Source organism: Enterococcus sp. DIV1767 (assembly GCF_050542585.1).
Taxonomy (GTDB): Bacteria; Bacillota; Bacilli; order Lactobacillales; family Enterococcaceae; genus Enterococcus_D; species Enterococcus_D innesii.
This window is the reverse complement of the sequence record NZ_CP172936.1, coordinates 249,255-271,606: the sequence shown is the minus strand read 5'-3', so window position 1 is coordinate 271,606 and position 22,352 is coordinate 249,255. Positions and strand designations below refer to the sequence as shown.

Here is a 22,352-nt window from a genome sequence, read left to right as displayed (position 1 = left end):
TCAAAATGTGCGACACACGGTCAAGTATATTACTTAGTTTTACGACGACGAACGATAAGTTTGTCTGATTTTGCTTTTTTGTTACGTGTTTTGTAACCAAGTGCAGGTTGTCCCCAAGGAGAAACTGGTGCTTTACGTCCGATTGGTGCTTTACCTTCACCACCACCGTGTGGGTGATCATTAGGGTTCATTACGCTACCACGTACAGTTGGGCGTTTGCGCATCCAACGAGAACGACCGGCTTTACCGATGTTGATCAATTCGTGTTGTTCATTACCAACAGAACCGATTGTTGCACGACATGATGCTAAGATCATCCGTACTTCACCAGAGTTCAAGCGGATCAATACGTATTTGCCTTCTTTACCAAGTACTTGAGCACTTGTTCCAGCTGAACGAATCAATTGTCCACCTTTACCAGGTTTCATTTCGATGTTGTGGATAACAGTACCGACTGGAATGTTTTCTAGTGGTAATGCATTCCCTACTTTAATATCTGCATCTGGACCAGAAACGACAGTCATGCCAACTTCTAATCCTTTAGGTGCTAAGATGTATGCTTTTACTCCATCCTCGTAATGTACTAACGCAATGTTAGCAGAACGGTTTGGATCATATTCAATCGTTTTAACCGTAGCAACGACGTTGTCTTTGTTACGTTTGAAATCGATCAAACGGTATTGACGTTTGTGACCGCCACCTTGATGACGAACCGTGATACGTCCGTTGTTGTTACGACCAGCATTGTTTTTCAAAGGAGCTAACAATGTTTTTTCTGGTGTTGAAGTTGTGATTTCAGCGAAATCAGAACTTGTCATATTACGACGGCCGTTCGTGGTAGGTTTGTACTTTTTAATCGCCACGTCTTTTTCCCTCCCATGTAAAGTTTATGCGTGAGTTGCTTATTCAGCAGCTTCGAAAATTTGGATTTCTTTAGAATCTTCAGTTAAAGTCACAACAGCTTTGCGACGTTTTTTTGTATATCCTGCATATTTACCCATGCGTTTGAATTTCGGACGAACGTTGATGATGTTCACGTTTGCCACTTTCACTCCGTCAAAGGCAGCTTCTACAGCTTGTTTTACTAAAGTTTTGTTAGCTTTTGTGTCCACTTCAAAAGTGTATTTCTTGTCATCCATGGCAAGCATTGATTTTTCAGTGATCACTGGGCGTTTAATAACGTCTAGTAAGTTCATTATGCAAGCACCTCCTCGATCTGAGTAAGAGCAGTTTGTGTCACTAACATTTTGTCGTTAGAAACGATGTCTAAAACACTAATGTTATCAGCAGTAACTACAGAAACTTTTGGCAAGTTGCGCGCAGATAAAGCGGCAAAGTCGTTTTCAGATTCTAAAACTACCAATACTTTAGAGTCAATTGTCAAGTTAGCTAAAACTTGTTTGAATTCTTTTGTTTTTGGAGCATCAAAGCTTAATCCTTCTACTGCTACCAAGTTATTTGAAGCAACTTTTTCTGACAATACAGATTTCATTGCTAAGCGACGAACTTTTTTAGGAAGTTTGTAGCTGTATGAACGTGGTGTTGGTCCGAAGACTACGCCACCTCCACGCCATTGTGGTGAACGGATTGAACCTTGACGGGCACGTCCAGTTCCTTTTTGGCGCCATGGTTTACGGCCACCGCCACGAACGGCACTGCGGTTTTTCACAGCGTGTGTTCCTTGTCTTAATGAAGCGCGTTGCATGATGATTGCATCATAGACAACTGATTCATTTGGTTCGATTCCGAAGATTTCTTCGTTCAATGTAATTTCGCCATTTTGGCTTCCATCTTGTTTGAATAATGCTACATTCGGCATTCCTTAGTTCCTCCTTTCTTCCTATCTACTTATTTAGCTTTCACAGCTGATTTGATTGTAATCAATGATTTTTTCGCGCCAGGTACATTACCTTTGATCAAGATAACGTTGCGTTCTGCGTCTACGCGTACGATTTCCAAGTTTTGGATCGTGATGCGATTTCCGCCCATACGTCCAGCAAGACGTTTGTTTTTGAATACACGGTTAGGTGCAACTGGACCCATTGATCCAGGACGACGGTGGTAACGAGAACCGTGAGCCATTGGTCCGCGGCTTTGTCCGTGACGTTTGATAACGCCTTGGAATCCTTTACCTTTCGAAGTGCCGGTTACATCGATGATGTCTCCTGCTTCAAAAATATCAACTTTGATTTCTGATCCTACTTCTAAGCCCTCTAGCTCTACATTCTTGAATTCGCGAATGAAGCGCTTAGGAGCCGTGTTTGCTTTTGCAACATGACCTTTCGCAGGTTTGTTAGACAAAACTTCACGCATATCTTGGTAGCCGACTTGAATTGCTTCGTAGCCGTCATTTTCGATTGTTTTCACTTGTAGCACTACGTTTGGTGTAGCTTCTACTACAGTTACTGGAATCAATTCGCCAGATTCAGTGAAGATTTGAGTCATTCCCACTTTTTTCCCTAAGATTCCTTTGGTCATGATTACACCTCCATCTTAATTATTATAGTTTGATTTCGATATTAACACCGCTTGGCAAGTCTAGCTTCATTAAAGCATCAACAGTTTTTGGTGTTGGATTCACAATGTCGATTAGACGTTTGTGTGTACGCATTTCGAATTGTTCGCGTGAATCTTTGTATTTGTGCGTCGCACGGATGATCGTGTACAAGCTGCGTTCAGTTGGTAATGGAATTGGACCAGATACGCCAGCTCCAGTTCTCTTTGCAGTTTCTACGATTTTATCCGCTGATTGATCTAAAATACGATGTTCATACGCTTTTAAACGGATACGAATTTTTTGTTTTGCCATTGTTTTCCCTCCTTCGCCTATTTTGAAAAGTAGACATAGCTCCACGAAAATTTTCCGTCACGCTCGTCCATGGCAAAGCGTCCGGGCGTGTCGCAACCTCTCGTTTCGTAGCCGGCAGAAAATTTCTTTGCTGCCAGTGTGACTTACGTATTTACGTAAACAGCACCTTTATGATTATATTACGGATAAACATTGATTGCAAGCTTTTTTTATGGAAAAACCGGGATTCTTTTGCATTTCTTTCAGAAAATTTTCTTTTAGTTTCGAAACAAAAAAAAAGAAGCGTTGACCGCTTCTTTTAAGCGCTTCTTCAATTCCTATTAATATAGAAGAAAACCTGCTATTGCGGTGCTTCTTCCTTCATACGGTCTTGGGCGTGAGTATAGGCACCATGCCACACATGGCCCACATAAGGATTGATGACCACTCCTTCTTTGATCGCCGCTGTGACAAAGGCTTTTGCTAAACGAACACTTTCCACGACGGGTTTGCCTTTTGCAAGACCAGCAGCGATTGCCGCTGAAAAGGTGCAGCCTGCCCCATGATTGAAATCAGTAGCGATTTTTTCACTTTCCAACAGGAGGAAGGATTCTCCATCATAAACAAGGTCGATGGCTTTTGCTCCTGGCAATCGATGACCGCCTTTGATCACGACGTATTTAGCACCTAATTGATGGATTTTTTCAGCAGCTTGCTTCATGGCTTCCACACTCGTCAAATCACCCAAACCTGAAAGAATCCCCGCTTCTACTAAATTAGGAGTGACAACATCTGCTAAAGGCAACAAATGCGTGATGATGGCATCGACACTTTTCGGCTGTAAGATTTCTGCAGTCCCTTTACAAGCAATGACGGGATCGATCACCACATTTTTGACTTGCTGCTGTTGGATCATCTGCGCTGCCTGTACAATATTGTCTTCATTGCCTAACATCCCCGTTTTAAGGGCATCCATCGGATCACCTGCAAAGGCGGAGATCAATTGTTTTTCGACAAGCGCTGGTTCCATTGCTGTTACTTCATGGCTCCAACCCGCTTGTGGATCCATCGTGACGATCGAAGCAATCGTAGCAAAACCAAAGACACCATACTCCTGAAACGTTTTTAAATCTGCTTCGATCCCGGCACCACCGGTTGAATCAGACCCGGCAATTGATATGACTTTTTCCATCTTCTTCATCTCCTTGTGCTTTTTGCTAAGTATAGTCAATCTTCCCCTTGACGAAAAGAGCCATTTGGCTTATTTTTAAACCATCCAATTGAAAAAGGTGGTGTAGGATGGCTTCATCAAGTATCGACAAGCAAAAGAAACAACCGATTTACCAGCAGATCGTGACCCATTTTATTGAAGAGATCCAAGCAGGAACCTATGGGCCTGGGGATCGTTTACCACCAGAGCGCAGCCTTGCTCAGACTTTTGACGTCAACCGTTCCACCGTCGTCAAAGCGTTAGATGAATTGAAAAGCTTAGGATGGATTGAACGAAAACAAGGCAGTGGTTCTCGTGTGTTAGAAGGTCGCTGGGGGAACCGCCAAACCCCACTTTCTTATTTACGCTCGTCTTTAAGCAGCCCTTACTTGCAGCAAGACCCTTACCTTCAACAAATCCAACATTTACGTGCTGAAAAAGATGTGCTGGATCTGTATACAGGTGATCTACCTGCCGATCTGATCCCCGACTTCACGTTTCCTGCCTTTACATGGGAAGAGATTCGCAAAGAAAGCACCAAAATTTTGCCAACTGGTTACGAGCCTCTGCAAGAAATCTTATTGCAGCACCTTGCGGATTCCTTCAATTTGCCCACTAGCGGTCAAAAACTAGTAATTACTGCCGGTTCGACACAAGGAATTACGTTACTAATGCAAGTGCTGCTGCAAGCGGGGGACTGTATCGCGACAGAGGATCCTTCTTTCTTGTTCTCTCTCCCCTTGTTTTCCACGATGAATGTCCAGTTGATTGGGATCAAACAAGATAGCGAAGGGATGCGACCCGCCGCGTTGGAGAAAGTGCTGAAGGAAAAGAAGATCAAATTCGTCTATCTGAACCCCACCTTCCAAAACCCAACGGGCCATACTATGAGTGAGCATCGGCGCCAAGCGATCATCCGCCTTTGCCAGACCTACCAAGTACCGATCATTGAGGATGATGTTTTTAGCGAGTTGGCTTTTGAGGAAGTACCGCCCAAGCTAAAATCCATGGCTCCCGAAACCGTCATTTATTTAGGCTCGCTTTCAAAATTACTTGGGTCATCAATCAAAATCGGCTGGCTTTTGGTGCCAGAAGCGTTAGCCGACCAATTTGCCCAAGCGAAAAAACGGATGGCGATCGATACCACGATCTTCCCGCAAGTCCTTGCCAATATCGCCCTACGCTCCTCTGATTACCACCAGCAGCAGCGGACACTGCTTACAGAAATGGCCCAGCGCCAGCAAGACCTACATCAACTCTTACTGGCATTTCAGGAGGATTGGCAATGGCAGTCGACGAAAGGCGGTCTTTACCTGTGGTTGACTTGGCGTCACCGCACATTGACTCGCAAAGATTGGTCGCTCTTTTTGGCGAACGATTGCTTAGTAGCACCTGCTTTTCTTTTCAGTAACGATACGAATGGCTTGCGTTTGAACTATACCCGCTTAGCCAAAGATGATTTACCACGATTTCAAGAACGATTCACAAAAATCACCCAACAGTTAAAGGAGCAAACCTATGAACGAAACCATTGAGCTTTTGCACAACCACCGCACTTACCGACAATTTGACCCTGACTATCGCTTGAGCCAAGAGCAAGTAACCGCGATTTTGACTGCCGCTCGTCGATCACCAAGCTGGATGAATGGGCAAGCCTATTCGATCCTGGTGATCGACGACCCGCAGATCCGCCAACAAATGGTCGAATGGAATCCCGGCAATCCTCATATCGCAGCAAGTTCGCTCTTTCTGCTGTTTCTCGCAGATTTAAACCGAACCAAAAAAGTTGCTGACAAAAAACAGACCCCCTATCCAATCGATGAGGGCTATCAGCCATTATTGATCGCCACCACTGATGCCAGCATCGCTTTGCAATCCGGTGCGATCGCTGCTGAATCACTGGGCTTAGGCACCGTCATTTCTGGCAGTGTCCGCAAAGACAGCGCCAAAATCGCTGAATTGCTGCACTTACCGGAATACGTCTATCCTGTGGCTGGCTTGAGCATCGGTAAACCAATCGTAGAAATGAAGGTCAAACCTCGCTTGCCAGAAAAAGCGGTCATTCATTACAACCACTACCAGGACTATTCTTATGATGCGATCGAAGCCTACGATCAAACGATGACTGCTTTTGGAGAAGCCCGTGAAACCAAACCATGGTCAGAAAAATTTGCTGGGTTTTACAGCAATCGCCCTGACCAAGGATTTGACGCCTTCTTGAAGAAGCAAAAACTAATAAAATAAAAAGCACCGCGCTCTTTAGCTTCGATGAACCGTAACGGATTCATCAACGCTAGAGAGCGCGGCTTTTTTTCTACAAGAGTCGAAAAAAAGAGCAAAAGCGCGTACGCTTTTGCTCTTCGATCAATCAAATTAAGCTTGGATTGAAGTTACAACGCCTGAACCAACAGTACGTCCGCCTTCACGAATTGAGAAACGAGTTCCGTCTTCGATAGCGATTGGGTGGATCAATTCAACGTCGATTGTTACGTTATCACCAGGCATAACCATTTCAGTTCCTTCTGGTAATTCAACAACACCAGTTACGTCAGTTGTACGGAAGTAGAACTGAGGACGGTAGTTAGTGAAGAATGGTGTATGACGTCCACCTTCTTCTTTTGTTAAAACGTAAACTTCAGCTTTAAATTTTGTATGAGGTGTGATTGTACCAGCTTTAGCCAATACTTGTCCACGTTGGATGTCTTCACGAGCAACACCACGTAGCAATGCACCAATGTTATCCCCTGCTTCAGCATAGTCTAACAATTTACGGAACATTTCAACACCAGTTACAGTTGTTTTAGCAGTTTCTTCAGCAATACCAACGATTTCAACTTCGTCACCAACGCGAACTTGTCCACGTTCAACACGGCCTGTAGCAACAGTACCACGTCCAGTGATTGAGAATACGTCTTCGACTGGCATCATGAATGGTTTGTCAGTGTCACGTTCTGGAGTTGGAACGTATTCGTCAACTGCAGCCATTAATTCCATGATTTTTTCTTCGTATGAAGCATCGCCTTCAAGAGCTTTCAAAGCAGAACCAGCGATTACAGGAACATCGTCGCCTGGGAAGTCATATTCTGACAATAAGTCACGAACTTCCATTTCAACTAATTCTAGTAATTCTTCGTCATCAACCATATCCATTTTGTTTAAGAAAACAACGATGTATGGTACACCAACGTTACGTGATAACAAGATGTGTTCACGTGTTTGAGGCATAGGACCATCAGCAGCAGATACTACTAAGATCGCGCCGTCCATTTGAGCAGCACCAGTGATCATGTTTTTAACGTAGTCCGCGTGTCCTGGGCAGTCAACGTGAGCATAGTGACGTGCTTCAGTTTCGTACTCAACGTGAGCAGTTGAGATAGTGATTCCGCGTTCGCGTTCTTCTGGAGCGCCATCGATTTGGTCGTAAGCTGAAGCTTGAGCCAAACCTTTTTTAGATAATACAGTTGTGATAGCAGCTGTAAGTGTAGTTTTACCATGGTCAACGTGTCCGATCGTACCAATGTTTACGTGGGGTTTAGAACGGTCAAATTTTTCTTTTGCCATTTTAAAATGTTCCTCCTAAAAATGCAGTTTATTTTTTATATTTGATAGGTAGGGAGCCGCAGCTCCCCATCCCTTATCATCGATAATATTGTACACGAAACTCAGAAAAAAATATAGCTTTTTACTTAATTTCCTATACTTCCATCAATTATTCAGCTTTGCCGCCGTTTTTCTTGATGATTTCTTCTTGAACAGATTTAGGTACATCTTCATAGTGATCAAATGTCATCATGAACGTACCGCGACCTTGTGTTGATGAACGAAGTGTTGTTGCGTAACCGAACATTTCAGCTAATGGCACGATTGCGTTCACGATTTGTGAGTTACCGTGTGCTTCCATTCCTTCTACGCGTCCACGACGAGCAGTTACGTGACCCATAACATCACCTAAGTAATCTTCTGGTACAGTGATAACTACTTTCATCATTGGTTCAAGAATTACTGGGTTTGCTTTCTTCGCTGCAGCACGTAAAGCCATAGAGGCTGCAACACGGAAGGCAGTTTCACTTGAATCGACATCATGGTATGAACCATCATAAAGTTTTGCTTTGATGTCTACTAATGGGTAACCGGCTAAGACACCGTTCGCCATTGAGTCTTCAAGTCCTTTTTCAACTGCTGGGATGTATTCACGAGGAACCACACCACCGACAATCGCGTTTTCGAATTCGAAGCCTTTACCTTCTTCGTTTGGTGTAAATTCGACCCATACGTGACCGTATTGACCTTTACCACCAGACTGACGTACAAATTTACCTTCCGCTTGTGTTGCTGCACGGAATGTTTCACGATAAGAAACTTGAGGCGCACCTACGTTTGCTTCAACTTTAAATTCGCGACGCATACGGTCAACTAAGACGTCCAAGTGAAGTTCTCCCATACCAGCGATAACAGTTTCGCCTGTTTCAGCGTTTGTTTCCACACGGAATGATGGATCTTCTTCAGCAAGTTTTTGTAAAGCAACCCCCATTTTATCTTGGTCAGCTTTTGATTTAGGCTCAACAGCGACTTCGATAACTGGTTCTGGGAATTCGATTGATTCAAGGATTACTGGTGCTTTTTCATCACAAAGCGTGTCCCCAGTTGTTGTGTCTTTCAAACCAACAGCAGCGGCGATATCGCCTGAGTATACTGTTTGGATTTCAGCACGAGTGTTGGCGTGCATTTGTAGGATACGACCGATACGTTCGCGTTTGCCTTTTGAAGCATTCAATACGTATGATCCAGAGTTCAAGATACCTGAATACACACGGAAGAATGTCAAACGACCTACGAATGGGTCAGTCATTACTTTAAATGCTAATGAAGCAAATGGTGCTTCATCGTCAGCCGGACGATCAGTTTCTTCGTCTGTTTTAGGATTTACCCCTTTGATCGCAGGAACATCAAGTGGTGAAGGCAAGTAGTCGATGACTGCATCCAACATCAATTGAACCCCTTTGTTTTTAAAGGCAGATCCGCAAAGAACAGGGAAAAAGTCAACAGTCAATGTTGCTTGACGAATACCAGCTTTCAATTCTTCTTCAGTGATTTCTTCACCGTCCAAGAATTTCATCATTAGTTCTTCGTCAGTATCCGCAACAGCTTCGATTAATTTTTCGCGCCATTCTTCAGCTAATTCTACGTATTCTTCAGGAATTTCAGTCTCTTGGATTTCAGTTCCTAAGTCATTTGTGTAGATTTCAGCTTTCATTTTTACTAAGTCGATAATACCAGTAAAGTCATCTTCCGCACCAATTGGTAATTGGATTGGGTGAGCATTTGCTTGTAAACGATCATGTAAAGTTGATACAGAGTATAAGAAGTCTGCACCAATTTTGTCCATTTTGTTACAGAATACGATACGTGGTACGCGGTAGTCTGTCGCTTGACGCCAAACTGTTTCTGTTTGAGGTTCTACACCTGATTGTGAGTCCAATACAGTTACAGCACCATCAAGTACACGCAATGAACGTTGAACTTCGATCGTGAAATCCACGTGTCCTGGTGTATCGATGATATTTACGCGGTTTTCTTTCCATTGCGCAGTTGTCGCAGCAGAAGTGATTGTGATCCCACGTTCTTGTTCTTGTTCCATCCAGTCCATTTGAGAAGCACCTTCATGTGTTTCTCCAATTTTATGGATTTTACCTGTGTAATAAAGGATACGTTCAGTTGTCGTTGTTTTACCAGCGTCAACGTGGGCCATGATCCCGATATTACGAGTTTTTTCTAGCGAAAATTCTCTTGCCATTCTAGGTTGTTCCCCTCTCATTCTTACTTAACTTAAGCTAAGGTTGTCTCAGTACCTTCCAATAAAAAGCAGTGAGGATCTTACCAACGATAGTGAGCAAATGCGCGGTTGGCTTCCGCCATTTTGTGTGTGTCTTCGCGTTTTTTCACAGAAGCACCAGTGTTGTTTGCTGCATCCATGATTTCTTTTGCAAGACGTTCTTCCATTGTGTGTTCGCCACGCAAACGAGCGTAGTTTACCACCCAACGAAGACCTAGAGTTGTACGACGTTCAGGACGTACTTCTACTGGTACTTGGTAGTTAGAACCACCGACACGGCGAGCTTTAACTTCCAATACAGGCATAATGTTTTTCATTGCTTGTTCGAAAACTTCCAATGGATCATTTCCTGTAGATTCTTTGATAATGCCAAAAGCATTGTAGATAATATTTGCAGCAACACCGCGTTTACCATCAACCATTACACGGTTGATCAAACGAGTTACTAATTTTGAGTTATAAATAGGATCTGGTAAAACATCACGTTTTGCAACAGGACCTTTACGAGGCATCCGTAACTCCTCCTTCCGAGATATCAGTTCTGATTTAAATAAGATTCATTTGATCTGTTTGTCTTAAAGATTAAGCTTTAGGACGTTTTGTACCATATTTAGAACGAGATTGTTTACGATCGTTAACACCGGCAGTATCCAATGCACCACGAACGATATGGTAACGTACCCCTGGTAAGTCTTTTACACGTCCACCACGTAACAAGACCACGCTGTGTTCTTGTAAGTTGTGTCCGATACCTGGAATATAAGCTGTCACTTCAATCAAGTTTGACAAACGAACACGCGCATATTTACGTAGAGCTGAGTTCGGTTTTTTCGGTGTCATAGTTCCCACACGAGTAGCTACCCCACGCTTTTGAGGTGAGTTAACATTCGTTTGAGCTTTCTTGAAACTGTTATATCCTTTGTTCAATGCTGGTGAATTTGATTTTTCAACCTTGGATTTACGAGGTTTACGTACTAATTGATTAATTGTAGGCATCCCTAGTTGTCCTCCTTCCTTGATTCGCTTTATAGTCCCACACATCCAGGTGGTTCTTTTTTTGCGATAAAAAATAATGCATTCTCTGCATTCATATCAACTATGCTTTGATAGACAGTCAGCACGTCTCCAACGAGAGACCTGTAGATAAAGCACCTTTGATAGAATATCATGCTTATTCTTACCTGTCAAGTATCCTCCCGAGCTTTTTTCAAAAGAAATCTGTTACGAAAAAATCCGCAATTTTTACACTTCTTCCTATATAATAGAAACAAAGCATCTATTAAAAAAAGGCGGGAAGAAAATGAACCTAAAAGAAATGGTCGGCATTGAAGCGGCTGGTTATGTAAAAGACGGCATGGTGGTTGGTTTGGGCACTGGCTCAACAGCCTACTACATGATTGAAGAACTGGGTCGACGTGTAAAAGAAGAGGGTCTATCGATCACTGGTGTCCCCACTTCTTGGGCATCGAAAAGACAAGCAGAAGGGCTAGGCATCCCGATTCGCACCATTGATGAAGTGGATGCTGTGGATCTTACGATCGACGGTGCAGATGAGATCAGCCAGGATTACCATGGGATCAAAGGGGGCGGTGCGGCTCTTTTGTTTGAAAAAATCGTGGCGTCTAACTCTAAGAAAGTCTTGTGGATCGTCGATGAATCCAAAATGGTCGAGTCCCTTGGTGCCTTTCCCCTTCCAGTGGAAGTGATTCCTTATGGTAGTCAGCAACTGCTACGTCTTTTCGATAAGAAAAACTATCGTCCAAAACTACGTTTAAATGAAGAAGGCGAACCATTGAAAACAGATTGTGGCAATTACATCATCGATCTCCATCTAGAAACCATCACAGCACCTAACGAATTGGCACAAGAATTAGATGCTACGGTCGGCGTGGTGGAACACGGTTTGTTTTTGGATATGGTTCACACCATCATCATTGGTCTACCTACAGGACCAAGTACAAAGCAGGTCCGCTAAGAATAACAAAAAAGAAGAAGCCTCGCCGCTTCTTCTTTTTTTGTTATTTATCTTCAACCATACTTGTTTTTATGCTTTTTTGTGCAAATTACCCTATCATTTAAGAAGTAATTATGATACATTCAATAAAAAGGGAAAGGTAGGAGGGTTTTATGAAAATCATAGGTTATGCTCGCTCAACGATTACCGATAACTCCACAAGTGAACAAATAAACAAACTTAAGGAATTCGGTTGTAATGACTATTTCCACGAAACCTATAGCTTGGAAGAAAGTGAAGAAAATCATTCATTGGAGTCAGTGGTGGCCCAGATGCAGCCCGGCGACACTTTAGTTGTTACGGAACTGCATCGTTTAGGAAAAACGACCCGACAGCTGACCGAGCTTACTGATCTATTAAAGCAGCGAGAACTACATTTGGTTTCGTTAGCAGAAAACATCGACACGCGTGAACCGATGGGTGAAGTATACTTCAATTTGATGGAAGGACTTGCGATCATGGAACGCTCATTGATCAAAGAGCGCACGCTAGTCGGCTTAAACAAAGCCCGCAAAAAAGGCAAAATTGGCGGTCGTCCGAAGATCGATCCGAAGACGATCAAAAAAATCCGTCATTTGTACTACGAGAAAAAAGAAACGATTCAATATATTTCTGAGAAATGCGGTGTTTCTGTAGGTACCTGCTACAAATACATAAAATTATCCGAAGAAGAATGGCGCAAGTTACGTTCATAGTTGTCGACTCTCCTAGAACAGCATAAAACAAAAGCGGTCCGTTTTTTAAAGATCCTCATTTGTTTTTCCTTAAGAATGGCGTTTTCCCCAGCTTTTCCTCCAAAACCATGGAAATTCTTTGAGAAAGAGTGTACAATAAATACGGAATTGAAAATTTCAGAAAAATATCGAATATCTAAAGGAGAGTTTTACATGCCAAAATTAGTATTTTCTCGTCATGGACTAAGCGAATGGAACAAATTAAACCAGTTTACCGGTTGGGCTGATGTTGATCTAGCGCCAGAAGGTGTCGAAGAAGCAATCGAAGGCGGACGTAAAATCAAAGAAGCAGGCATCGAATTTGACGTTGCTTACACATCTGTTTTAACTCGTGCCATCAAAACTTGTAATTACATTTTAGAATATTCTGATCAACTTTGGGTACCAACGATCAAATCATGGCGCTTAAACGAACGTCATTACGGTAAATTACAAGGTTTAAATAAAAAAGAAACTGCTGAAAAATACGGTGACGAACAAGTACACATCTGGCGTCGTTCTTACGATGTTTTACCTCCATTGATGGAAGCTTCAGATGAAGGTTCTGCTGCAAACGACCGTCGTTATGCAATGCTTGACCCTCGCGACGTACCTGGTGGCGAAAACTTAAAAGTTACTTTAGAACGTGCATTGCCTTTCTGGCAAGATGAAATTGCCCCAGCATTAAAAGACGACAAAACTGTCTTAGTTGCGGCTCACGGAAACTCTCTACGCGCATTAGCAAAACATATCGAAGGTATTTCTGACGAAGATATCATGGATCTTGAGATCCCAACTGGTCAACCACTTGTTTATGAATTGAACGATGATTTGACTGTTGCGAAAAAATACTACTTATAAGCCTCGCTTATCGCTGCCCTTTTTTAAAAAAGGGCAGTTTTTTTATTGGCATTTGCTCCCCCCTCTCTTATAATTGAGGGCGTACTCGAAAGGAGCTTATTATGAAACTAGTCAAAAATGATACCGTTTTATTTTTAGGTGATAGCATCACAGATTGCGATCGTAATCGCCAAGATCCCCACGATTTAGGACATGGGTTTGCCCGTCTCGTTGCCGATCAGCTGGCAGAAACATTCCCCACTGCAGGATTTACCTTTTATAATCGGGGGATCGGCGGCAACAAAGCTGCCGATGTCTTAGCCCGTCTCCAAGAAGATTGCCTCCAATTAGCGCCTGACGTTCTGGTCTTTATGATTGGGATCAACGACACGTGGCACAATGCCGGTGGTCCCGATTTTGGTTCAGAAGAGGCCGCAACGTCCTTTGAGGCAACCTACCGTCAAATTCTGGAACAAGTGACCCAACAGGGGATCACACGCATTTTCTTACTGGAACCTTTTGTTTTGCCATATCCTGAAGATCGCCAAACCTGGCGCATCGATCTTGATCCAAAAATCCAAATCGTTCGTCGCTTAGCTGCCGCCTTTCATTGTCAGCTGCTGCCGCTGGATGGCTTGTTTGCCGAAGCAGCCGTTGCTAGCTCCCCACAGGCTCTGACAGGCGATGACGGTGTGCACCCCACTCCTGCTGGACACGCCTTGATTGCAGATCAGCTAATGACCCGTTTGGCTTTTTCTTCTGAAGGGTAAATAAACAGACCGCTCCGCGACAACTAAGTCGCAGGAACGGTCTTTTTTTATGATTAGAGATAGGTTGAAGGAGTCAATGAATCTTGGTAGATTGCAATCACGTCTTCTTCTTGCAGCGGTACATAGGCATTTGTTGCAATCGAGCTGAATTGAACTGCTTGAGCCGCCATTTCAGCAAAATGGGTGTCATCGGCGATCCCTACTTCTGGCAAAGTCATCGGAATATCGCAAGAAGCAAAAAAGTCATAGAGTTTTTGAATCCCCATTCGGGCAGCTAATTCTGGCACTGCTTCTTGGACACCAAAGACTTCTCTGGCAAAACGCGCAAATTTCGGCGCCGTTTCTTCATTCAATACATGAAGCATCCAGCGTGGAGTCAGGATCGCTAAGCCGATGCCATGAGTAATGTCATAAAACGCACTCAACTCATGCTCCATCGCATGACAAGACCATGCTCCACCTTTGCCGCTTCCAGTCAAACCATTCAAGGCTAAGGTGCTCGCCCACATCAAATTCGCCCGTGCATCATAGTCCGTGGGGTCCTTTAATGCGATGGGCAGATTTTTAATGACTGCTTTTAGCAATCCTTCTGCTACACCGTCTTGGACATCTGTTCCTTCTGTTTTACTGAAATAATTTTCAATCAGATGGCTCATGATATCCGCTGAGCCGGCAGCGGTTTGATAGCGACTGACACTAAAAGTCGTTGTTGGATCTAAAAAGGATACTTTCGGTAAAAATTCGGGTCCGTGAACGCCAAGTTTTTGTTTCGTTTCTAGATTAGAGATCACTGCGCCGCGATTCATTTCACTGCCGGTAGCCGCAAGGGTCAAGATCGTTACTAATGGGATCGCTGGTCCTTGATAGCTGCGGGAAAGCACTAAGTCCCAAGGCTCTTGCTCACTGCAAGCCGCCCCGGCGATCACTTTGCTGCAATCAATTACAGAACCGCCGCCAACAGCTAAAATGACGTCGATCTTTTCTGAACGACAAAGAGCGGCTCCTTGACGAACGGTTTCGATTCGTGGATTTGGATCGACACCAGTCAATTCAGTGACTTGATTGCCGTTGGCAGTCAATTGCGCCATGACTGCATCGTACAAACCGTTTTTCTTGATACTGCCGCCACCATAGACTAGCAAGACGTTTTTTCCAAATGTATTCAGTACTTCTGGCAATTCGTTCAGACGGTCTTTCCCAAAACGAATGTCCGTCGTTACATGAAACGTAAAATTATTCATTGTCTCGTCTCCTTTTTACACCTTTTCTTTCCATTAAACCATTTTCTGGCAAAAGTGCAACGCTTCTTCGTGGCTTTTTGCCAACAAAAAAAGATAACACATTCTCGGTTGCATGCAAACCAATACGATTTGGCTGCTTGCTCTATCAAAAGCAAGCAGCCTTCGCATCGTTCATACACCGATCCTGTGGTATCTTTTTTAAGCGATCGCTGTTTCCAAGCCAACTTTGATCATGTCGTTAAACGTCGTTTGTCTTTCTTCTGGCGTTGTTTCTTCTCCAGTAATGATGTGGTCGCTGACGGTACAGATTGCTAAGGTTTGAACGTGGAATTTCGCCCCTAAATAGTATAAGGCTGCAGCTTCCATCTCAACACCCATCACCCCAAGGTCTGCCAACTGTAACGTTTCCGTCATGTCATCTTTGTAGAAGGTATCTTCAGATAAGATGTTGCCGACGTGGGTCGTAAATCCTGATTCAATCGCTGTATCATAGGCTTTACGCAACAGTGCAAAGTCAGCGATTGGTGGGAAATGGAAACTTTGGAAGTTTTTTGCCACCATCGATGAACTTGTTGCTGCCGCTTGGGCAATCACAAGATCACGCACGTGGACATCTTTTGAGATGGCACCACACGTACCGACCCGAATCAATTTCTTCACGCCGTAAGAGTTGATCAATTCATGGGCATAGATGCTCGCTGAAGGCATGCCCATGCCAGTTCCTTGGACAGAGACCCGCTCGCCCTTATAAACGCCTGTATAGCCCAGCATCCCCCGAACATTATTGTAACAGATCGGGTCTTCTAAAAATGTTTCAGCAATATATTTTGCCCGCAGTGGATCACCTGGTAACAAGATTTTGTCTGCGATCTCGCCTGCTTTTGCTTCGATATGAACGCTCATTCGTTTTTCTCCTTTGGTCTGCTTTTTATAGTACTGCTAACGTTTCTTTGATCAACGCTTTAAATTCTGCCTTGACCCGTTCCGTCGTTTCCACGACTTCTTCGTGATTCAAGCTCGCTTGCATACCAGCAGCCAAGTTTGTGATACAAGAAACACCTAAGACTTTCAAGCCGCTGTGAACAGCAACGATCACTTCTGGGACAGTCGACATACCGACAGCATCGGCACCGATCGTCCGAGCAAAGCGGATCTCTGCTGGCGTTTCATACGTAGGACCTGAGAAGCCCATATAGACGCCTTCTTTTAAGTGCAATCCTTTTGATGCGCCAACTTTTTGTGCCGCTTCCCGATAAGGCAAATGGTAGGCTTGGCTCATATCTGGGAAACGTGGCCCCATTTCTTCTTCGTTTTCACCAATCAGTGGGTTGTCTCCCATAAAGTTGATTTGATCGGTGATCAACATCAAGTCTCCAGGTTGGAAGCTTTCGTTCACACCGCCACAGGCATTGGTCACGACTAAAGAGTGAGCTTTCAATGCCGCCATCACACGGACGGGGTAAGTGACCGTCTGCATCGAATGGCCTTCATAATAATGGAATCGTCCTTGCATCGCTAAGACTTTTTTCCCAGCTAGTGTTCCATAGACCAATTGTCCTGCATGACCGACCACTGTCGAAACAGGAAAATGCGGGATATCGTTGTAAGGCAACACGATTGGGTTTTCGATCTCATCGGCTAATTCCCCTAAGCCAGAACCTAAAATCAAGCCAAATTCCACTTCACCGACGCCGCTTCCTTTGATAAATGCCGTGGTTTCTTGTAATTTCTCATGTAACGTTGTCATTTCATCACCTCTAGTTTAAATGTTTTAAAAAGCTAGTTCCGTTTTCTGTAGCTGAAACACCAAAGTTTTCAGCGATCGTTGCGGAAATATCCGCATAGTAGCCTTGTGGCAATTTTCCTTGGCCTTGGAATTTCTTGCTGTAGGCTAATAATGGCACATATTCTCTCGTGTGATCCGTTCCCGTAAAGGTTGGGTCATTGCCGTGGTCAGCTGTGATCAATAACAGATCCTCATCTCCCATTGCTTCTAAGAGTTCTGGAATACGCAAATCAAAATCTTCAATGGCGTGGGCATACCCTACGACATCGCGACGGTGACCATAAAGCGCATCGAAGTCAACCAAGTTCGTAAAGCTTAGACCCGTAAAGTCTTGTTTCATCACTTTCAGTAATTGATCCACACCGTCCATATTACTCTTCGTCCGTACAGAATCGGTGATACCTTGCCCGTTGAAGATATCATTGATTTTCCCAACAGCGATCACGTCTTTTCCAGCTTCTTTCAATGAATCTAACACTGTATGGCCAAATGGATCGAGTGCATAGTCATGACGATTACTCGTACGAGTAAAGTTTCCAGGCTCACCGACATATGGACGCGCGATGATGCGGCCGATCATATATGGCTCATCTTTCGTGATATCCCGAACGTACTGACAAATACGATACAATTCTTCTAATGGAATGATTTCCTCATGTGCGGCAATCTGCAACACTGGGTCAGCCGAAGTGTAAACGATCAGATCGCCGGTCTTCATTTGATGTTCGCCAAAGTCATCAATGACTGCTGTCCCAGAATACGGCGCATTACAGACGATTTTGCGTCCAGAGAACGCTTCGATCTGTTGCAATAATTCATCGGGAAACCCATCTGGAAATACACGGAAAGGCTTTTGGATATTCAAGCCCATAATCTCCCAGTGCCCCGTCATCGTATCTTTCCCAACAGAAACTTCTTCCAATTTGGTTGCATACCCATCATGGTCAGCTACCGCCTTTACGCCTTCTAAAGGACGAATCGTACCTAGGCCTAATTGTTCCAAGTGAGGGATCGTTAAGCCTGCTTCTTTTGCAATATGGCCTAATGTATCTGAACCGACATCACCAAAAGCTGCCGCATCAGGTGCTTCACCAATTCCGACTGAATCCATCACGATCAAGTGTACACGTTTAAACATTCTATTCCCTACTTTCTTTATTTTATGCTTTTACAAGCGGATCTACTACCTCTATCATACTAAACTTAAGCAAAAATTGCGCTGGGTTGCTTTGGAAATTTCCTGACGCTTTCCTTTCACCCAGAGGATAGAAAAAGGGCAGGACACAGCAACACATTCATGTCCCATAGCCCCACCCTTTCATACTGAAAAAATTATTTAGATTTAATGTAGTTCTTCCCGTTAGCTTTCGGACCAGCAGCTTTTCCAAGGAAAAGAACGAGCACGATGATCGTCAAGGCATACGGCGCAGCTTGTAAGTAAACCGCTGGAATGGAAGAGATGATTGGCAGCTGGCCACCTACGATACTGATGTTTTGCGCGAAACCGAAGAAAATCGCTGCGCCCATCGCACCAAGTGGATTCCATTTACCAAAGATCATCGCAGCCATCGAGATAAATCCTTGACCGGCGATCGTTGTCACAGCAAAGCGACCCGCGATCGATTGAGCAAACAAGGCACCGCCCATCCCGCCAAGGAAACCAGAGATCAAGACACCTGAGTAGCGCATCACGTAAACATTGATCCCTAAGGTATCCGCTGCTTGTGGATGCTCACCGACAGAACGAAGACGCAACCCAAAGCGTGTTTTAAAAATCACGAACCACGCGATCACTGAGATCAAAATAGCGAAGTACGCCGGTAAGAATGTTTGATTAAAGAAAATCGGGCCAATGATAGGAATATCTTTAAGAATCGGGAAATTGAAATACCCCAATGTCCGTTGGATGTTATCCGTTTGCCCTTTGTTGTAGATCGCTTTGACTAAGAACACGGCCAAAGCTGGTGCCATCAAGTTCATCACCGTACCACTGATGATGTGGTCGGCACGGAAGTTGATGGTTGCCACCGCATGCAGCAAGGAGAAAACCACACCGACAAGTCCGCCGACGAGCATCCCTAACCACGGTGTCCACGCACCGAATTGTGACGCAAATTCAATATTGAAAACAATCGAGCTAAAAGCACCCATAACCATGATTCCTTCAAGACCCACGTTAACGATCCCGCTTCGCTCTGAGAACACGCCACCTAGCGCCGTCAAAATCAGAGGAGACGCATAAATCAATGTTTGAGTGACGATCGAAGAAATTAAACTAATATCCATTAGATGGTTCCTCCTTCCTGATCTTGATCGTTTGGTTGGGCTTCAATCTCCTGTACGACCAGCGCTTCTTTTTTGCCGTCAAAGATTTTTGCCAACAAGAAACGAATCACAAAACTGATCGCTACGAAGAAAATAATAATTGCGATATTAACATCAACTAATTCAGATGGAATACCTGCAAACTGCATGCCTTGTCCACCTAATTTCAAAATACTGAACAAGAGGGCTGAAAGCAAGATTCCGATCGATGAGCCGCTTCCTAACAAGGATACAGCCATACCGTCAAACCCGATGCTTAATGATGACCCTTGAACGAAGAAGTTTTCAAACGTTCCTAGTCCTTGAACAACTCCACCTAATCCGGCAAGTGTCCCAGAGATGATCATGGAGATAATGATCGTCCGTTTGCTGCTCATCCCAGCATATTCAGAAGCGCTTGGGTTCAAGCCCACCGCGCGGATCTCATAACCAAGAGTGGTTTTTTTCATCAAGAACCAAACCAAAACTAAGAAGATCAAGGCTAAGAAGATCCCTAAGTTCAAGCGAGAGTTACTCGTGATGCTTGCTAGAAACGGCGTCTGCATGGAGGCATTTTCCCCCACCATTTTCGTGACCCCTTTTGTCGTGATCATGGATTCACTCATCACATTATTGACTAAATGGTTCCCCGTATAAAGCAAGATATAGTTCATCATGATCGTCACGATGACTTCACTTGTTCCAAAGAATGCCCGGAGGAACCCAGGAATCGCAGCTGCGATCGCCCCGCATAAAGCCCCTACGATCACGGCTAATGGCAAGACCACTAAACGAGGTGCATCCGGCATCGCCAGTGCGACCCAGATACTGGCAACCCAACCTGCTAGCGCTTGACCAGAAAGACCGATATTGAAGAATCCGGCTGAGTTTGCAACGGCAAACCCCAGAGCAGTAAAGATCAAGGGTCCTGCTGTAACAAAAATCTCACCAATGTTGCGGGCATTTAACCCACCTGTTTGTCCGTTGATAAAAACGGTCCGAAACATTTGTGTATACCCTGTGATTGGGCTGTAGCCGAAGGCCGCCATGATGATCCCGCCAAGGACGAATCCCAACAAGACAGCGATGATCGGCACTAATATATTGCGGATCTTTTCTTTGCGGTTATTCAACCGAACCACCTACTTCCTCCATTTGCAGCTCTCGTCTTGCTTCCTCCAAGGAGTACCCTGCCATCAACAAGCCAAGCTCTTTCTCTGATGTTTCTTTCGGATCAACGACCCCAACGATCTCACCAGCATGAATAACAGCAATGCGGTCTGATACATTCAAAATTTCATCTAATTCAAAGCTGACTAACAATACCGCTTTGAACTTATCCCGCTGTTCAATCAAGCGTTTGTGGATAAATTCGATCGCTCCAACATCCAACCCACGGGTCGGATTGGCAACGATCAATAGATCAGGATCGCGGCTGATTTCTCGTGCGATGATCGCTTTTTGTTGATTCCCGCCGGACAATGCCCGTGCTGGTACGATCTCGTTGACTGTTCGTACGTCAAATTCTTGAATCAAGTCACGAGCAAACTCGTTGATCTCTCCGTAATCCAAGACACCTGCATTACTCAAAGGTTTTTTGTAGTAGGTTTGCAAGGCGATGTTTTCTGATAACATCATATCCAAGACAAGTCCGTATTTGTGGCGGTCTTCTGGCACATGACCAACGCCGGCTTCGGTGACTTTCCGAGGCTTGAAGTTAGTGATGTCATCACCATTCAGCAAGACCTTGCCGCTTTCGACTTTCCGTAAACCAGTGATGGCTTGTAACAGCTCTGATTGCCCATTGCCATCGATCCCAGCAATCCCCAATACTTCACCTGCACGTACTTCTAAGCTTAAGTTTTTGACTGCTTCTAAGCCACGGTTTTCTTTTACAACTAAGTTTTCAACAGAAAGCACGACTTCTTTTGGTGACGCTTCTTTCTTCGGTGTCTTGAAGGACACAGAACGACCAACCATCATATCGGCCAACTGTTGCGAGCTGACGTCTTTGACATTGACAGTGCCGATCCCTTGTCCCCGACGGATAACTGTACAACGGTCTGCCACCGCTTTGATCTCATCCAGTTTGTGGGTGATCAGGATGATCGATTTGCCTTCACGCACCAATCCGCGCATGATTTCGATCAGCTCTTCGATTTCTTGCGGTGTCAAAACTGCCGTTGGTTCATCAAAAATCAGTACATCTGCGCCGCGGTAAAGAGTCTTCAAGATCTCTACCCGTTGCTCCATCCCGACAGAGATGTCACGCACATAAGCATCTGGATCAACCGATAAACCATATTGTTCAGAAACTTTTTTGATTTCTTTGCGGGCTTTCTTGCGATCTAACACACCGAGATGATGTGGTTCGCTTCCCAAAATGATATTTTCTGTTACAGTAAAGGCGTCTACCAGCATGAAATGCTGATGCACCATACCGATCCCCAATTTGTTTGCTGCGGTCGGACTCGTGATATTCACTTTTTCACCATTCATCCAGATTTCACCAGATGTTGGTTCCAATAATCCTGACAGCATATTCATCAAGGTCGACTTGCCCGCTCCATTTTCACCAAGCAATGCGTGGATTTCTCCTGGCCTTACTTGCAAGTTGACATCGTCATTGGCTTTGAACGTTCCAAACTCTTTGGTGATATGACGCATTTCTACAACATATTTTTCCTCAGCCAAATTACTCACATCCTTACTTTCTAATTCGCTTATACAAACCATTCGTCATGTCAAAAAAATAATTGCTATTGCTTAGGATGATTACTATCCTCATGAAAACCCATAGCTTTCATCAACATAGTAATCCAACAACGATCATCTTGCCCTAAACTAGGGCAA

General features: G+C 44.2%; 23 protein-coding genes. 6 read left to right on the top strand and 17 right to left on the bottom strand.

All coding sequences use genetic code 11. The features are described 5' to 3' along the window. Nucleotides 1–29 precede the first annotated feature (29 nt). The 6 genes from rplB to thiD form a co-directional block, all read right to left on the bottom strand. On the bottom strand, nt 30–863 hold the full coding sequence (gene rplB, locus IGI78_RS01310; RefSeq protein ID WP_005226912.1) for a 50S ribosomal protein L2: 834 nt from the start codon (nt 861–863) through the stop codon (nt 30–32). Between the two features lie 39 nt (nt 864–902). Beyond that, complete coding sequence (locus IGI78_RS01305) at nt 903–1,196, bottom strand: 50S ribosomal protein L23 (protein ID WP_005226911.1); 294 nt, start codon at nt 1,194–1,196, stop codon at nt 903–905. Next, complete coding sequence (gene rplD, locus IGI78_RS01300) at nt 1,196–1,819, bottom strand: 50S ribosomal protein L4 (RefSeq protein ID WP_005226910.1); 624 nt, start codon at nt 1,817–1,819, stop codon at nt 1,196–1,198. Before rplD ends, IGI78_RS01305 begins: the two co-directional genes overlap by 1 nt. A 29-nt stretch (nt 1,820–1,848) precedes the next feature. Then, the gene (gene rplC / locus IGI78_RS01295) at nt 1,849–2,478 is read right to left on the bottom strand and encodes a 50S ribosomal protein L3 (RefSeq protein WP_003127967.1); all 630 of its coding nucleotides are present in this window, start codon (nt 2,476–2,478) and stop codon (nt 1,849–1,851) included. Between the two features lie 22 nt (nt 2,479–2,500). Next, nucleotides 2,501–2,809 carry a 30S ribosomal protein S10 gene (rpsJ, locus tag IGI78_RS01290; protein ID WP_003127966.1) on the bottom strand — a complete coding sequence of 103 codons (309 nt, stop codon included), beginning with the start codon at nt 2,807–2,809 and terminating at the stop codon, nt 2,501–2,503. 340 nt (nt 2,810–3,149) lie between these two features. Then, nucleotides 3,150–3,980 carry a bifunctional hydroxymethylpyrimidine kinase/phosphomethylpyrimidine kinase gene (thiD, locus tag IGI78_RS01285; protein ID WP_430618220.1) on the bottom strand — a complete coding sequence of 277 codons (831 nt, stop codon included), beginning with the start codon at nt 3,978–3,980 and terminating at the stop codon, nt 3,150–3,152. 107 nt (nt 3,981–4,087) lie between these two features. Here thiD and IGI78_RS01280 point away from each other — a divergent pair, with 107 nt between their 5' ends. Both IGI78_RS01280 and IGI78_RS01275 read left to right on the top strand, forming a co-directional pair. After that, nucleotides 4,088–5,533 (top strand): PLP-dependent aminotransferase family protein, encoded by a 1,446-nt coding sequence (locus IGI78_RS01280; protein ID WP_430618217.1) that lies wholly within the window; start codon nt 4,088–4,090, stop codon nt 5,531–5,533. Continuing rightward, nucleotides 5,517–6,242: a nitroreductase family protein gene (locus tag IGI78_RS01275; protein ID WP_430618216.1), complete on the top strand. Its 726-nt coding sequence runs from the start codon at nt 5,517–5,519 to the stop codon at nt 6,240–6,242. Before IGI78_RS01280 ends, IGI78_RS01275 begins: the two co-directional genes overlap by 17 nt. Before the next feature lie 129 nt (nt 6,243–6,371). Here the strand turns inward: IGI78_RS01275 and tuf are convergent, their stop codons facing one another. The 4 genes from tuf to rpsL all read right to left on the bottom strand — a co-directional run bounded on the left by tuf (nt 6,372) and on the right by rpsL (nt 10,827). Further along, on the bottom strand, nt 6,372–7,559 hold the full coding sequence (gene tuf / locus IGI78_RS01270; RefSeq protein ID WP_005226902.1) for an elongation factor Tu: 1,188 nt from the start codon (nt 7,557–7,559) through the stop codon (nt 6,372–6,374). Nucleotides 7,560–7,707: 148 nt separating this feature from the next. Next, nucleotides 7,708–9,792, bottom strand: coding sequence for an elongation factor G (gene fusA, locus IGI78_RS01265; RefSeq protein WP_077453910.1), 2,085 nt, complete (start codon nt 9,790–9,792; stop codon nt 7,708–7,710). A gap of 80 nt (nt 9,793–9,872) precedes the next feature. Then, a complete protein-coding gene (gene rpsG / locus IGI78_RS01260) occupies nt 9,873–10,343 on the bottom strand; it encodes a 30S ribosomal protein S7 (protein ID WP_003127957.1) in 471 nt (156 codons plus the stop codon). 70 nt (nt 10,344–10,413) lie between these two features. After that, nucleotides 10,414–10,827, bottom strand: a complete 414-nt coding sequence (gene rpsL, locus IGI78_RS01255; protein WP_003127956.1) for a 30S ribosomal protein S12 — start codon at nt 10,825–10,827, stop codon at nt 10,414–10,416. 304 nt (nt 10,828–11,131) lie between these two features. Between rpsL and rpiA the strand changes: the two genes are divergently transcribed. The 4 genes from rpiA to IGI78_RS01235 all read left to right on the top strand — a co-directional run bounded on the left by rpiA (nt 11,132) and on the right by IGI78_RS01235 (nt 14,168). Further along, nucleotides 11,132–11,806 (top strand): ribose-5-phosphate isomerase RpiA, encoded by a 675-nt coding sequence (rpiA, locus tag IGI78_RS01250; protein WP_194194968.1) that lies wholly within the window; start codon nt 11,132–11,134, stop codon nt 11,804–11,806. A gap of 152 nt (nt 11,807–11,958) precedes the next feature. Then, on the top strand, nt 11,959–12,540 hold the full coding sequence (locus IGI78_RS01245; RefSeq protein ID WP_077453912.1) for a recombinase family protein: 582 nt from the start codon (nt 11,959–11,961) through the stop codon (nt 12,538–12,540). 192 nt (nt 12,541–12,732) lie between these two features. Then, nucleotides 12,733–13,419: a 2,3-diphosphoglycerate-dependent phosphoglycerate mutase gene (gpmA, locus tag IGI78_RS01240; protein WP_005226871.1), complete on the top strand. Its 687-nt coding sequence runs from the start codon at nt 12,733–12,735 to the stop codon at nt 13,417–13,419. Between the two features lie 101 nt (nt 13,420–13,520). Further along, entirely contained in the window at nt 13,521–14,168 is a 648-nt protein-coding gene (locus IGI78_RS01235; RefSeq protein WP_429967606.1) for an SGNH/GDSL hydrolase family protein, read from the top strand. A gap of 53 nt (nt 14,169–14,221) precedes the next feature. Here the strand turns inward: IGI78_RS01235 and IGI78_RS01230 are convergent, their stop codons facing one another. The 7 genes from IGI78_RS01230 to IGI78_RS01200 all read right to left on the bottom strand — a co-directional run bounded on the left by IGI78_RS01230 (nt 14,222) and on the right by IGI78_RS01200 (nt 22,235). Then, a complete protein-coding gene (locus tag IGI78_RS01230) occupies nt 14,222–15,409 on the bottom strand; it encodes an iron-containing alcohol dehydrogenase (RefSeq protein WP_201705640.1) in 1,188 nt (395 codons plus the stop codon). Nucleotides 15,410–15,607: 198 nt separating this feature from the next. Further along, nucleotides 15,608–16,312: a purine-nucleoside phosphorylase gene (deoD, locus tag IGI78_RS01225; RefSeq protein WP_005226852.1), complete on the bottom strand. Its 705-nt coding sequence runs from the start codon at nt 16,310–16,312 to the stop codon at nt 15,608–15,610. A gap of 25 nt (nt 16,313–16,337) precedes the next feature. Continuing rightward, a complete protein-coding gene (locus tag IGI78_RS01220) occupies nt 16,338–17,156 on the bottom strand; it encodes a purine-nucleoside phosphorylase (RefSeq protein WP_008376402.1) in 819 nt (272 codons plus the stop codon). Nucleotides 17,157–17,166: 10 nt separating this feature from the next. Further along, nucleotides 17,167–18,333: a phosphopentomutase gene (gene deoB, locus IGI78_RS01215; protein ID WP_005232555.1), complete on the bottom strand. Its 1,167-nt coding sequence runs from the start codon at nt 18,331–18,333 to the stop codon at nt 17,167–17,169. A gap of 194 nt (nt 18,334–18,527) precedes the next feature. Continuing rightward, a complete protein-coding gene (locus tag IGI78_RS01210; protein WP_005232556.1) occupies nt 18,528–19,481 on the bottom strand; it encodes an ABC transporter permease in 954 nt (317 codons plus the stop codon). Then, a complete protein-coding gene (locus IGI78_RS01205) occupies nt 19,481–20,632 on the bottom strand; it encodes an ABC transporter permease (RefSeq protein WP_005226844.1) in 1,152 nt (383 codons plus the stop codon). Before IGI78_RS01205 ends, IGI78_RS01210 begins: the two co-directional genes overlap by 1 nt. Beyond that, complete coding sequence (locus IGI78_RS01200; protein ID WP_005232559.1) at nt 20,625–22,235, bottom strand: ABC transporter ATP-binding protein; 1,611 nt, start codon at nt 22,233–22,235, stop codon at nt 20,625–20,627. The genes IGI78_RS01205 and IGI78_RS01200 overlap by 8 nt, the downstream gene beginning before the upstream one ends. Nucleotides 22,236–22,352 lie beyond the last annotated feature (117 nt).